Source organism: Amycolatopsis kentuckyensis (assembly GCF_002155975.1).
Lineage (GTDB): Bacteria > Actinomycetota > Actinomycetes > Mycobacteriales > Pseudonocardiaceae > Amycolatopsis > Amycolatopsis kentuckyensis.
The window spans coordinates 1-12,296 of record NZ_MUMI01000047.1; the positions used below are offsets into that span (position 1 = coordinate 1).

Genomic DNA, 12,296 nt, shown 5'->3' on the forward strand with positions numbered 1-12,296 from the left:
GCGCGGTGGTCCGGGCATCGGAGGTGGCGTGCGCTTCAGCGGAGACCTCGCGGCGCGGGGCCGGCAGTCCACTGTGGACCGGCGGGACCTGCGGCGACGGCCCGGCCCAGCTGCCCACGGAGTGCCGCCCATGTCGCCGCCTCCTTTCGCGCCGTTGCTCGGGAACGTTCCCGGGAATGTTCCCGGCCGGTGTTCCCGGGGAGTATGCGCACCGGGGTGCGACCCCGTCAAGGGCGGTTCTCGGCCGATTCGATTCAGGCGGTCGCGCGGGTGATCAGCGAAACCGGCAGCGAGATCCGGTCCACGGTGTCCGCCAGCAGGGCCCGGACCAGCGCCTGGCCGTGGTCGTACTTGTCGATCCGGACCGTGCTGAGCGGCGGGTTCAGGTACGCCGACATCTCCAGGTCGTCGAAGCCGACCACCGCGCAGTCCCGCGGCACCTCGCCCCCGCGCGCGAGCACCGCCTGGACCGCCCCGATCCCCATCAGGTCGTTGAACGCGAAGATCCCGTTGACCCCGGGCCACGCCGCCAGCAGCTGCCGGGTCGCTTCCGTGCCGCCCGGGATGGTCGGCGGTCCCTGGACGATCCGCGCCGAGACGTCGCCGAAGCCCAGCGCCGCGCACGCCGTGACGAAGGCCAGCCGCCGCTCGTCGACCGCGACGCCGACCGAGCTGTCCAGCATGCCGAGGCACGCGTCCGGCCGCCGGGCGAGCAGCTCCACCGCCGCCGCGGTGCCGGCCGCGAAGTCGTTGCTCACCGACGCCGCCACCTCCGCCGGCAGCTCCCGGTCGGCGACCACCAGCGGGACCGAGCGCGCGTAGTCCGCGAGGACGTCGTCCGGGGTGCCGTAGAAGAAGCCGACGACCCCGCGCGCGGAGCGGGCGAGGGCGTCCTCGATGGCGTCGCGTTCCCGGCCCGGGTCGGCGTCGGTGTTGTACAGCACGACGCTGCAGCCGGCCGCCTCCGCCGCGTCGTACACCCCGCGCGCCACGGCCGGGTAGAACGGGTTCGCGATGTCGGAGACGATCAGCGCGATGACGTCCGAGCGCTGGGTGCGCATGCCCTTGGCCAGTGCGCTCGGCCGGTAGCCCAGCCGGGTCGCCGCCGCCAGCACGCGCTCGCGGGTGTCCGGGGCGATCTCCGGCAGGTCGCGCAGGGCGCGCGACACCGTCTGCCGCCCGACGCCGGCCTCCCGGGCCACGTCCTCGATCGTCACGCGCTTGACGCGCGGCAGCCGTCCGCGTTCGGTCACGCCGTCGCCTCCCTCCGGGTAAGACGCCGAGCCTAAGGGGTCAGGGCGCGGCGCCACTGGCCGGTGACGCTCCGGCGCAGCGCCTCGGTGTCGACGCTCCCCGGATCGAGCAGCCGCTGCAGCGCGATCCCGCGCAGCTGCCCGACGACGGCGGTCGCGACCTCGGCCGCGCCGGCGTCCGCGCCGATGCTGCCGTCCGCGATGCCGGCTTCGACGTCCTCGCGCAGGTCGGCGCGGAAGGCGGCGTCCCGCTCGCGGAAGATCGGGGCCAGGTCCGGCTGGGTGGCGGCTTCCGCCCACAGCAGCAGGAAAGCCTGGTTGAACACGCCGATCCGGCCGAGCTCGCCGAGGTAGCCGTCGATCAGCCGCAGCAGGCGGTCGAGGCCGGGCGGGAGGTCCTCGAGACCCGGGACGAACCCGGTCTGCGTGGCCCGCGCCAGCCGTTCGACCAGTGCCTGCTTCCCGCCGAAGTGGTGGGTGACGATGCCGCGGCTGTACCCGGCGCGTTCCCCGACGCGGGCGAGCGTCAGCGACCGAACGCCCTGCTCGACGACGAGTTCGGCGGCGGCGGTCAGGAGTGCGGCTTCGGCCTGGTCGCGGCGTTCCTGCTGGGTGCGGCGCATGATCGGAGCCTACCAAACTAACTTGCGTGTCGACCAACAAGTATGTGTAAGCTGGCGGCCAGGAGGTCCTGATGATCGAAATCGAAGACCGTGCCCTCGACGCCCTGCTTGCGGACGACCCCGGCGGCCCGGTCGTGATGCTGAACCTGCTGCGGTTCCGCCCGGACGGCGGCCGCGAGAGCTACCAGCGCTACGCCGAAGCCCTCCGCCGCGGACTCAACGCCCGCTACGGCCTGGAGGTCGAGTACCTCGGTGCCGGCGGCCCGGCGCTCGTCGCCGAGGACGGGCAGGCCTGGGACATGGTGGTGCTCGTCCGCTACCCGGACCGGCAGGCCTTCGCGGCCATGGTCCGCGACCCCGAGTACCAGGCGATCACCCACCTGCGCACCGAGGCACTGGTGGAGTCGGTCCTGCAGCCGACGACGCCGGTGGCGGCCTGATGCCCGCGGTGTTCGTCCACGGCAACCCCGAAACGGCGGCGGTCTGGGACCTGCTGCTGGCCGAGCTCGCCCCGGCGCGCTCGGACCTGGTCTGCCTGTCGCCGCCCGGTTTCGGCGCGCCCCTGCCCGCCGGGTTCGGGGCCGGCCGCGCGGACTACCGCGACTGGCTGGCCGGCGAGCTCGAGGCGTTCGGCGAACCGGTGGACCTGGTGGGGCACGACCTCGGCGGCGGGCACGTGGTGAACGTCGTGCTGAGCCGCCCGGATCTCGTCCGCAGCTGGGTCAGCGACGCGCTCGGGATGTACGACCCGGGCTACGAATGGCACGAGCTGGCCCGCCGCTGGCGGACGCCCGGCCTCGGCGAGGCCGACGTGGCGGCCCGGTTCGGCGGCACGGCCGAAGCGCGGACGGCGGTGCTGGTGGAGCGAGGCATGGGCCGCGCGGTCGCGGCCCGCGTGGCGGCGGGCCAGGACGAGGGGATGGGCCGGGCGGTGCTGACCGTGTACCGGTCCGCGGGCGACCCCGGCCTGGGCCTGCCACTGGAGCGCGCGGCGGCCCGGCCGGGCCTGGCCATCGTGGCCACGGCCGACCACGTCGCCGGCACCGAAGAACAACGCCGCCGGGCGGCCGCCCGGGCCGGCGCCAGGATCGCTGTCCTCGAAGGCCTGGGGCACTGGTGGATGACCCACGAGCCGGCCCGCGCTGCCGCGGCACTGACCGGCTTCTGGGCGACTGTCGGCTGAGGCTCAGCGGGCGGTGCTTGCCGTGCCGGTTCGCGGGCCGGTGCGGCCGCGGGCTGAGATTCAGGGGCGGTGCTCGCCGTGCCGGTTTGCGGGCCGGTGCGGCCGCGGTGCCGACCGACCGGGTCCGTGGCACCGCCCCTTGAGCTCAGCGGGCGGTGCAAGCCAATCCGGCCAGGGGCTGGGCCTCGCCGGTCGCGACGGCTCCCCAGGTCGTCGTCGCGCCGGGGGCCAGCGTTCCGTTGTAGGTCTGGTTGGCCGCCCGCACCTGCTGGCCCGTCTGGGCCGGCACCGCGTTCCACGAGTTGGTCACCTGCTGGCTGCCCGCGAACGAGAACGCCGTCGTCCACCCGGCCAGCGCGGTCGAGCCGGTGTTCTTCACTGTGAACTCCAGCTGGTGACCGCCGGTCCACGTGGACGTGACCGCGGAGGTCGCCGAGCACGATGCCCCGGCGGGCGTGGTCGGAGTCGTCGGCGTCGTGGTGGGCGTGCTGGTCCCGGTCGTGTAACTGATGCCGGTGTAGGCGGCCGCGCACCCCGAAAGGCACTGGTCCGGCAGCGTGAAGCGGTAGACGCGGCCGTCGTTGACGAGCGCGTCGCTCGCGTCCCGGACGCGGATCGCGTACGCGGTGCCCGCCGTGGCGGCCGGGCCGATGATGAACGCCTGTCCGAGGTCACTGTCCGGCTGCGCCTGCTGCCAGCTGCCGTCCGCGCCGAGGAACTCCACGCCGTGGACGCCGTTGGGCAGGTGCGACACCGCGATGGCCGTCCAATACCGTTGCGCCCCTTGGAGAAATCCGAGTTTCAGGTCGCCGGTGTAGTTCGGGGCGGCCACGTAGGACCACGAGACCCGCCGGTTGTTCCAGTGCCCGGGGTTCATGTCCCCGACCGGGGCGCCGTTCTTCACGAACCGGTTGAGCGACGCGGTCGACAGGTCGAGGTGCCCGGGATCGTCGCGGCACCAGGCGTTCGAGTCGCCGCAGCTGTCCGCCACGACCATGGTCAGCTGGGCACCGGCGTAACCGTCGGTCACCCAGGACCCGTTGCGGCAGAACGGTTGCCCCGGAGCGCCGTCGTTGACGCCGGTGCAGTACTCGCCGATCGTGACCTGCACGAACCGCCCGCAGTTGCGGCCGTTGTCCCACAGGCCGATCTTCGCGGCCTGCGAAGGGGGGATCGGCCGCGGGTAGAAGCCGTAGTCGCCGGGGGTGTTGTAGACGTTGAGGGCGACGAAATCCGGCGAATCGAGCATGTCCTGCGGCAGGCCGCAGCCGCCGTACGGGGCGCCGAGCGCGTCGAAGTGGGTCGCGTTGCCCGTCGTGGGCGCGGCCGGGGCGGCACCCGACTTCCAGGGCCACACCACGGAAACACCCACGACGAGCACGGCGATCACGGCGAGCACGCCCGGCCGGCGGGAGACGGACCCCATGGACTCTCCTTCCGCCCTGCGGTACCGCGGCAGGCGGAAGCGGCCCCGGCGGCGTCGTCTGGAAGCGCTCCCAGAGTCCCCCGCGCACCCGCCGTTTGTCAATCGGCGGCCTGCGGCCGTGCCGAACTCAGGGGCGCCAGGCGGGGTCGCGGCCGAGAAATCCCATCAGCTTGTCCTGGGCCGAAGCACCGTCGTCCACCGGCACCGCCGGGCCGAACTGGCCGCTGTCGCGCAGCAGGTGCTCCATCGGCCGCATCGCCGCCAGCGCTTCCGCGCAACGCTGCTCGCCGAGGTCGGGTTCGCGGCCGAGAGCCTTGGCGAGATCCCACGAATGCAGCCAGACATCGCCCGTGTAGAACTGGTCGATCGCCTCGTCCACCGGCCGGTCGCCGGTGTGCGGATTGCTGAGCACGCGCCCGGCGGGCTCGTCGAGGATGGCCTGGATGTCGGCGACGTGCTGCTTCCAGGTCCCGGCCGGGTCGGCGTCGACCGCCAGTGCGGGGAGTTCGATCCCCGCGCCGCGGAGGAAGCCGCGCGGCCATTCGACCAGGTGCCGGACGACGTCGAGGGCCGTCCACTCCGCCACCGGTGCCGGGCGTGCCCAGTCGCCGGCCGAAGCCGATTCGACCAGTTCGGTGAAGCGGGCGGCTTCGGAGGCGTGCTGCCGGGCCGGGGTCATCGGGCGAGCAGTTCGTCGAGCTTGGCGTACCCCTCGTTGACCCCGACGTCCATGCCGCTGGCCAGCATGCCGTCGCGGGTGGCGAAGTCCTGGACCACGCTCAGCACCCGCAGCCGGGTGCGGCCGCCCTCGATTTCTTCCAGGGTCAGCGTTTCCAGCGCGACGCCGTCGGGCTCGCCGTCGTAGGTGAACGTCCACACGATCCGCTCGTTCGGCCGCACTTCGTGGAAGCTGCCGTGGAAAGCGGCGATCTCCTCGCCGCCGCGGTCGTTGGCGAAGGCCCATTCGCCACCCGTGCGCGCATCCCATTTCGTGATCCGCGTGGTGACCGAGTGCGGCCCGACCCACTGCGCGTACAGCTCGGGGTCGACGTGAGCCCGGAACACCTGCTCGGGCGCGGCGTCGAACTCCCGGACGAGCCGGATCGTCGGGACCTTCTCGTCGGCCAGGATTTCGGTTTCGTGCTGGGTCATGGTCATGACGCGTCCTTCCGGGAGCGGGTTTCGCCGCCGCTCATGCGGCCCAGCAGGGCGTCGAGGCGCCGGTAGCGCTCCTCGGCCTGCCGCCGGTACCGCTCGATCCACTTGGTCATCAGGTCGAACACCTCGGCATCCAGGTGGACCGGACGGCGCTGGGCGTCCTTGCTGCGCGTCACCAGCCCGGCCTCCTCCAGCACCTTCACGTGCTTGGAGACGGCCTGCAGGCTCATGTCGTACGGCTCGGCCAGTTCGCCCACGGTCGCGTCCGCGCCGGCCAGCCGGGCCACCAGATCGCGCCGCGTCGGGTCGGCCAGGGCCGCGAACACGCGGTTGAGCCGTTCGCTGTCTTCGTCCACCGGTCTTCCTCAACTCTTCGGTTGAATAGGACCGTAGAGCGTCGTCCGGCACGTTGTCAACCCGGCGGTTGAGAAAGGGCGGGGTTCCGGCTGCGGAACCCCGCCCGGCGCTCAGAAGTGGTCGGGCGTGTCGATCCGGCTCCGCACCAGGGCGCCGGAAGCGGTCAGCCGGCCGCTGCCGTAGTCGCTGCCCGCACAGGTGCCCGGGCGCAGCGCGGCGCTGCTTTCGTCGGCGTCGGAGTACGTCCAGTTCGCGTAGCTGATCTGCAGCTGGTCGAGCAGGTCGAGCCAGGCCGTGGTGCTCGCCTGGTCGAGCGTGCCGCCGCCGGTGGCGGTCACCGTGCCGAACTCCGTGACGAACAGCGGCAGCCTCGCGGCCGCCCGGCTCACCGTGGAGCGGTAGTTGTCCTTGTGGCTGGCGGCGTAGAAGTGGAACGTGTACATGATGTTCGTGGCGTTGACGGGGTTGTTGAGGATCTCGGTTTCGCTGGAGCCGTCGGAAACGCCGAGCGACGACCACCCGCGGGTGCCGACGATCACGACGGCGTCCGGGTCGGCGGCGCGGATCACCGGGATGACCTGCTCGGCGTAGCTCTTGATGGCGCCCCAGCTGACACCGTTGGGTTCGTTGGCGATCTCGTAGATCACGTTCTTCCGGGCCGCGTTGCGCGCGGCCACCGCCGCGAAGAACGTCTTGGCGCGGTCGAGGTTGTAGTTCGGGTCGCCCGGGGTGAGGGTGTGGAAGTCGATGATCGCGTACATGCCGCGTTCCTCGGCCTCGCCGACGAGGCTGTTGACCCGGTCGGTGAACCAGGCGGGGTTGGTCTCGTAGCCCTTTTCCTGGACGTACATGGCGATGCGGAGCAGGTCGGCGTGCCAGTCGTTCGCCAGGGCGTTCAGGGAGGCGTCGTTGTAGCAGGAGTCGAACCACTGGAGGCCGTGCGTGCTCATGCCGCGCAGCTGGATCGCCCGGTTCGCCTCGTTGCACAGGTGGACGCCGCAGACGTGCAGCTGCCCGTTCGCGGCGAGCGGCGTGCCGCCGGGGGAGGGCGTGGTGGTGGTCGTGGGTGTGGTCGGCGTGGTGGTGGGTGTCGTCGACCCCGTACAGGTGACGCCGTTCAGGGTGAAGGACGTCGGGATCGGGTTGGCGCCGGTCGTGGTGCCGGTGAAGCCGAGATCGGTGGCGGCACCCGTCGCGAGGGTCCGGTTCCAGTCGGCGTTGGCCGCGGTCGCGGTCGCGCCGGACTGCGACCAGGTGGCGTTCCAGCCCTGGGCGACCTTCTGCCCGGCGTCGGGGAAGCGGAACTCGAGCGACCAGCCGGTGATGGCGTCGCCCAGATTGGTGACCTTGACGCCGGCCTGGAACCCGCCCTGCCACTGGTTGGTGACGGTGTAGTCGACCCGGCAGCCCTGCGCGGCGGCCGAGGCCTGGGGGATGGCCAGTACGGCGGTGCAGCCGAGAACCGTCGCGCCGGCGGCCGCCAGCGCAGCGATGGAGCGCTTCATTGAACTCCCTTTGCTCCGGTGTTCGAGTGTTTCGACGGACTGGGAGCGCTCCCAGGAATGAGAACATCCGGCGCGGGCCGTCGTCAAGAGGCCCGGCCCTGATGCCCTGCGGGTATCACTGGCGCCGGAAGAGGTCTTGGACGGCGCCCGCCGGCCGGAGGGAGAGTGACGGAGTATTCGAAAGGAGCAGGCATGAAGGTCTTTCTGACCGGCGGATCCGGCTACATCGGCCGGGCCACGATCGCGGAGCTGGCGCGGGCGGGCCACACCGTCGAGGCACTGGCCCGCACGGACCGAGCGGAGGCGGCCGTCGTGGCGGCCGGGGCGAAGGCCGTCCGCGGCGGTCTCGCCGATCTCGGCGTCCTCGCGGATGCCGCCGGCCGGGCGGAGGCGGTGATCCACCTGGCGCAGGCGACCTCGGGGGAGGAGGACCTCGCCGCGGCCACGGCGTTGAGCGGAGGCGGGCCGTACGTGCACACGGGCGGCACGTGGGTGTACGGCGACACCGGCGGGGTGCGGGACGAGACGGCGCCGTGGAACCCCCCGGCGGTGGTGGCCTGGCGCAAGCCGGTGGAGGAGGCGGTGCTGGCACGGGCGGCGCACCCGGTGATCGTGCAGCCGGGATTGCTGTACGGCGGCGAAAACCGCCTGATCGACGCGTTCTTCGTCCAGCCGGGCAGGAGAAGCGGAGCGATCCCGTACATCGGCGACGGCGCAAACCACTGGGCGCTGATCCACGTCGACGACCTCGCCCGGTTGTACGTGGCGGCGCTGGCGGCCGAGCCGGGATCGGTCTACGTGGGGGTCGGCGGGGTGAACCCGGCGGCGAGGCAGGTGGCCGAGGCGTGCGCGCATGCCGCGGGGCTGGAGGGGAAGACGGTGTCGATCACCCTGGAACAGGCGCGGGCCACGATGGGGCCGATCGCGGACGCGTTCGCGCTCGACCAGGAGTTCAGCCCGGCCAAGGCGCGGCGGGAGCTGGGGTGGGAGCCGGAGTACCTGGATCCGCTGCGGGTGCTCGGCTCTCGGGCTCCCCTGGGAGGGCCCGCTTGAGCCAGCAGGCGGCTTCGACGGCGGTCTCGGCTCGGCTCGCCTGGCTCGGCTCGCCTGGCTCGGTTCGCCGGGCCTGACCGGCTCGCCCGGCTCGGCTCGGCTCGCCTGACCGGCTCGCGCGGCTTGCCGGGCCTGATCGGCCGGCTCGGTTCGGCTCGCCCGGACCCGCCGTCGGGGCTGATCGGCCCGCTCGGCTCGCCTGGCCCGGCGGTCGGGCCTGACCGGCCCGCTCGGCTCGCGCGGCTCGGCTCGCCCGGCTTGCCGGGCCTGGTCGGTCCGCTCGCCTGGCCCGGCTCGGCCCGTCCGGCTTGGTCGGCCCGGCCCGCCCGGCTCGTCCGGCCATTTGGGGGCGAAAGCGTTACACCGCAACCTCCTTCGGATGCGGGCCGACCCTGGTCGGTGGCGCGCTCATTGGGTCAGGTCGGTCAGCTCGGCCAGGAGTTCCGAGGCCGTCACCGGGTCCAGTTCGCCGAATGCTCTTGTTCCTTGGGGGCTCCAGGCTCCCTCTCCCTTCTCGTCCAGCCAGATGTCCGTGAGCTTCTGCTCGGGTTCCTCGGCCGGCAGCCCGACCAGGATGCCCGGGTCGAGGTTCACCACCACCGCTCCGCCGCCGGGGGTGGGGCGGAGCAGCCAGCCCTCCAGGCCGTTGTCCAGGACTGGGCCTCGGTGCCAGCCTCTCTTCGTCAGGCCCAGGAGCTTGCCCGTCGGGACCGTGCGGTTCTCGAACCTCTTCAGTCTCTGCGCCGATCGCTCCGCTTCCTCCAGGTGCGCCGACGGGCGGCCCAGCTGGGGGAACGGCTGGAGGATCTCGTAGTCCGCGAACAGCGCCGACCAGGCCGGCAGCTCGTCGGCGAACTGCAGGGGGTGGGCCACCCCTACCTCGGCCGTCTCCGGGAGGAGGTACTGCTCGTCGTGGACGTCGGCGTACGTGCCGTCCTCCGCGCAGCGGAACGTTCGGCCCGCCGTGGTGCGCCAGACCAGGCGGCGGACCACGTGGACCAGCAGTGGGTGGCCGGCCAGCAGCTCGGTGAACTCCGCCGCCGGCCAGCGGCGGCCCAGGACCATCGCCGACTCCAGGCGGGGGATCTGCTCCGCCGCGACCGCGCGGACGTCCTTCTTCAGCGCCGTGAAGCGTTTGTACTCCGCTGCCGCGAGTTCGGTGTCGTCCTTGGCGCCGGGTTTCGGCAGTGCTTTGCGGGGTTTGCCGTCCGGGTCGGTGACGTACGGTTTGAGCTGCTCGTCGAAGCCGACCACGAACCGGCGGGGGCCGTAGTCGATCACCGCTGTGGCTGCCTCGTCGAGGCCGAGTGTCGGCACCAGGCGGTCGGCCAGTTGCTCGGCCGACAAGCCGAGCCCTTCGGCGACGGCGGCGATCTTCTCCTGGGCCCGGAGCTTGAGCGCCTTGAACTTCACCTTCTGTGCGATGGAATTCAGGTGCAGCAACGCAAAGTCCGTGCCGATGCCCGCCAGGACGTCGAGAGCGGCCGTCGCCCGGGCGTGCCCGCCTTCGCCCGGCCACGCGCGGATCAGCGGGCTCAGCTCCCGCACCACGGTGTCGTCGCCGAGGAGGCCCAGTGCGGTGAGCACCCAGCTGTCCTTGGCCGGGTAGTCCGCGGCCCGCCAGCGGCCGAACAGCGCCCACGCGAACTCCGCCAGCGAAGCCTCGTCGCCGACCTCGCGCAGCTGCGCCAATCCCGGGTAGACCTCGTCGGGCTTCGACAGGGCGAGCAGCATGAGCACGTGCGGGATCACCCGGTCGGGCAGTGCCTGCTCGCCGCCGCGGACGCGGATCTGGGGCAGCACCGCCGGATCCGCCCACGCGCCGGGGACCGGCAGGCGCACCGGCAGGACTTCCAGGGGGTCGGTGACGAGCAGTTCGGCGATGGCCCCGGCCGCTTCCGCGCCGTGGTGGGCGGCCGCTGCGGACACCGCCGCTTCGTGCCCGCTCTTCGCCAGCACACGCAGCGCCGCCTCGGCGGTGCGCCTGTTCGTACCGACCGGCCCGAGGGCCACCGGGACCAGGAACCTCGTGGCGTCGGCGAGGTGCCGGCCGAGCCAGGCCAGCGCGACCTCCCGGGCTTTCTTCAGCCGGACCAGCCAGTCCGCCATGAGCAGGGCGATCTCCGGGCTCACGTACGGCAGCAGCACTTCGCCGCGCTGCCCCGGGTTCGCCGCCGCCATCGCCAGCAGTGGCCGGTAGGCGAGCAGCCCGTACCGGCTCGCCAGGACGCGGCCCCAGATTTCCCCGTCCCCCGCCTCGGCCGGGCGCCACGCCGCCAGCCGCTCGCGCACCCAGGCCTCGGGGGCCTGGACGAACAGGGTCGACGCGTCCGACCGGTACAGCTTCCCGGCGTCGTACTGTTCGGCCGCGCGCTGCCAGCCGCCGTACAGGCCCCGGTGCAGCCGCGTGTGCCACGCCGCCCACTCGGCCTGTTCTCCCTCCGCCCACGCCAGTTTCGGCTCGGCCGGGACGCTCAGTCCACTGAGGACAGTGGGCTCCCGCCGGGGGTGGTTCGAAGCCCACGGCGGGTCCGCGAGCACCGGCGGTAGCGCCTCCTCGGCCACGGCCGGCAGCCGCTCTTCGCCCGCCAGGGCGCGTTCGACCAGCGCGCGCTCTTCGCCTTCGAGGTGGGGGAGCACCTCGGCCGCAAGCTTCGGGTGGGCCGCGACGTGGCCGCGCAACAGGAAACCCGCTTCCTCGGCGTAACCCGCTCGGGCGGTGGCGCCCCGCGCCAGCAGCCGGACCGCGCGCTCCGGGGTGCGGGCCATCGCGGCGGTGACGAACGGGTGCACGTGTTTCTGCCCGAGCCGCGCCACGAGCAGCTCGAACGGTTCGTCGCCGGGCAGGTCGGCCAGCAGGGACAGCAGGAGCTTGCGGGAGTCGCCGCCGCCGGGATCGGCGTCGGTGGCGCGGGCGAACGCGGGCGCCGCAGCGGCCCCCATCGCGTCGAGCAGCGTGCAGCGGACCTCTTCGTGCCGCAGGCACCACTGGAGTACCGCGATCGGCACCGCTTCGAGCTGGTCCGGCGTGGACAGTGCCTGCAGCACCGACAGCCAGTCGAAGGCGTAATCCGGGAGTGGCCGCGCTTCCGCCACCAGTTCGCCGGCCCAGTCTTCGCGCGTGGGGACCAGGTAGGAGGCCACTACCTTGCCGGCCGGATCGGCCCGGCACGCGGCCAGCGCCGTCGTCGCCGCCTCGTAGCCCGCGTCGCCGGTGGCCGCGAGGAGCGCGCGCAGCCGCCGGAACAGCGGGTGGTCTCCGGGACGGAAGTACCGGCACGAAGGCGTCCACCGTTGCAGCAGCGCGGTTCCGTCGTGGTAGTGGTCGGCGTGGACGACCTGGGTCATGGCGGCCGCGGCCCGGACCGCGAATGCGGGCCCCCGCGCCCACCACGCGTCGGCGATCCGCCACAGCTCCTGCTGCCCGCCGGATTTCCGGCGCAGGCCGCTCCGCAGCAGCTCCGCCAGGACGGCCGCGCCCAGCACGTCCTCATCGCCCGCCCGCGCGGCGGTGACCAGTTCCGGGTCGCTCTGCGGATTCCCCAGCGCGGCCGTCGCCAAGTCCCCGGCCACCGCGGCCCGCCACCAGGCGACCGCGTCCGCCGCCGGTTCGGCGTCCGGCGGGAACCACCCGCCGCGCCGCACGTGGACGTGCGGTCTCCAGCCGGGATCCGGGACGAAGGTCTCGCTCACTGCTGCCCCCCAAAGTCGGTCGATGCTGGGCCGAAGGCTACGGGA

Annotated in this window: 11 protein-coding genes; 3 read left to right on the forward strand and 8 right to left on the reverse strand. The window is 73.0% G+C overall.

Translation table 11 applies throughout. The annotated features are described in order from the left end of the window. Positions 1 to 254 precede the first annotated feature (254 nt). The gene (locus CCN39_RS04895) at positions 255 to 1,253 is read right to left on the reverse strand and encodes a LacI family DNA-binding transcriptional regulator (RefSeq protein WP_086838767.1); all 999 of its coding nucleotides are present in this window, start codon (positions 1,251 to 1,253) and stop codon (positions 255 to 257) included. Between the two features lie 32 nt (positions 1,254 to 1,285). Then, entirely contained in the window at positions 1,286 to 1,876 is a 591-nt protein-coding gene (locus CCN39_RS04900) for a TetR/AcrR family transcriptional regulator (RefSeq protein ID WP_086838769.1), read from the reverse strand. A gap of 71 nt (positions 1,877 to 1,947) precedes the next feature. Between CCN39_RS04900 and CCN39_RS04905 the strand changes: the two genes are divergently transcribed. Both CCN39_RS04905 and CCN39_RS04910 read left to right on the forward strand, forming a co-directional pair. Next, complete coding sequence (locus tag CCN39_RS04905) at positions 1,948 to 2,316, forward strand: DUF1330 domain-containing protein (protein WP_086838772.1); 369 nt, start codon at positions 1,948 to 1,950, stop codon at positions 2,314 to 2,316. Then, on the forward strand, positions 2,316 to 3,059 hold the full coding sequence (locus CCN39_RS04910) for an alpha/beta fold hydrolase (RefSeq protein ID WP_086838774.1): 744 nt from the start codon (positions 2,316 to 2,318) through the stop codon (positions 3,057 to 3,059). The genes CCN39_RS04905 and CCN39_RS04910 overlap by 1 nt, the downstream gene beginning before the upstream one ends. Before the next feature lie 145 nt (positions 3,060 to 3,204). Here CCN39_RS04910 and CCN39_RS04915 read toward each other — a convergent pair whose 3' ends face one another. From CCN39_RS04915 to CCN39_RS04935, 5 genes are all read right to left on the reverse strand, one after another. Next, on the reverse strand, positions 3,205 to 4,485 hold the full coding sequence (locus CCN39_RS04915) for a cellulose binding domain-containing protein (protein WP_086838776.1): 1,281 nt from the start codon (positions 4,483 to 4,485) through the stop codon (positions 3,205 to 3,207). Between the two features lie 127 nt (positions 4,486 to 4,612). Continuing rightward, positions 4,613 to 5,164 carry a maleylpyruvate isomerase family mycothiol-dependent enzyme gene (locus tag CCN39_RS04920; protein ID WP_086838778.1) on the reverse strand — a complete coding sequence of 184 codons (552 nt, stop codon included), beginning with the start codon at positions 5,162 to 5,164 and terminating at the stop codon, positions 4,613 to 4,615. Beyond that, on the reverse strand, positions 5,161 to 5,643 hold the full coding sequence (locus tag CCN39_RS04925; RefSeq protein WP_086838780.1) for an SRPBCC family protein: 483 nt from the start codon (positions 5,641 to 5,643) through the stop codon (positions 5,161 to 5,163). The genes CCN39_RS04920 and CCN39_RS04925 overlap by 4 nt, the downstream gene beginning before the upstream one ends. Then, positions 5,640 to 5,999 (reverse strand): ArsR/SmtB family transcription factor, encoded by a 360-nt coding sequence (locus CCN39_RS04930; RefSeq protein WP_086838781.1) that lies wholly within the window; start codon positions 5,997 to 5,999, stop codon positions 5,640 to 5,642. Before CCN39_RS04930 ends, CCN39_RS04925 begins: the two co-directional genes overlap by 4 nt. 111 nt (positions 6,000 to 6,110) lie before the next feature. Continuing rightward, positions 6,111 to 7,505, reverse strand: coding sequence for a cellulase family glycosylhydrolase (locus tag CCN39_RS04935; protein WP_086838783.1), 1,395 nt, complete (start codon positions 7,503 to 7,505; stop codon positions 6,111 to 6,113). A gap of 192 nt (positions 7,506 to 7,697) precedes the next feature. Between CCN39_RS04935 and CCN39_RS04940 the strand changes: the two genes are divergently transcribed. Next, on the forward strand, positions 7,698 to 8,558 hold the full coding sequence (locus CCN39_RS04940; protein ID WP_086838784.1) for an NAD-dependent epimerase/dehydratase family protein: 861 nt from the start codon (positions 7,698 to 7,700) through the stop codon (positions 8,556 to 8,558). A 408-nt stretch (positions 8,559 to 8,966) separates the two neighbouring features. On the opposite strand, the gene CCN39_RS04945 is transcribed toward CCN39_RS04940, so the two are convergent. Further along, a complete protein-coding gene (locus CCN39_RS04945; protein WP_086838786.1) occupies positions 8,967 to 12,251 on the reverse strand; it encodes a DUF4132 domain-containing protein in 3,285 nt (1,094 codons plus the stop codon). Positions 12,252 to 12,296 lie beyond the last annotated feature (45 nt).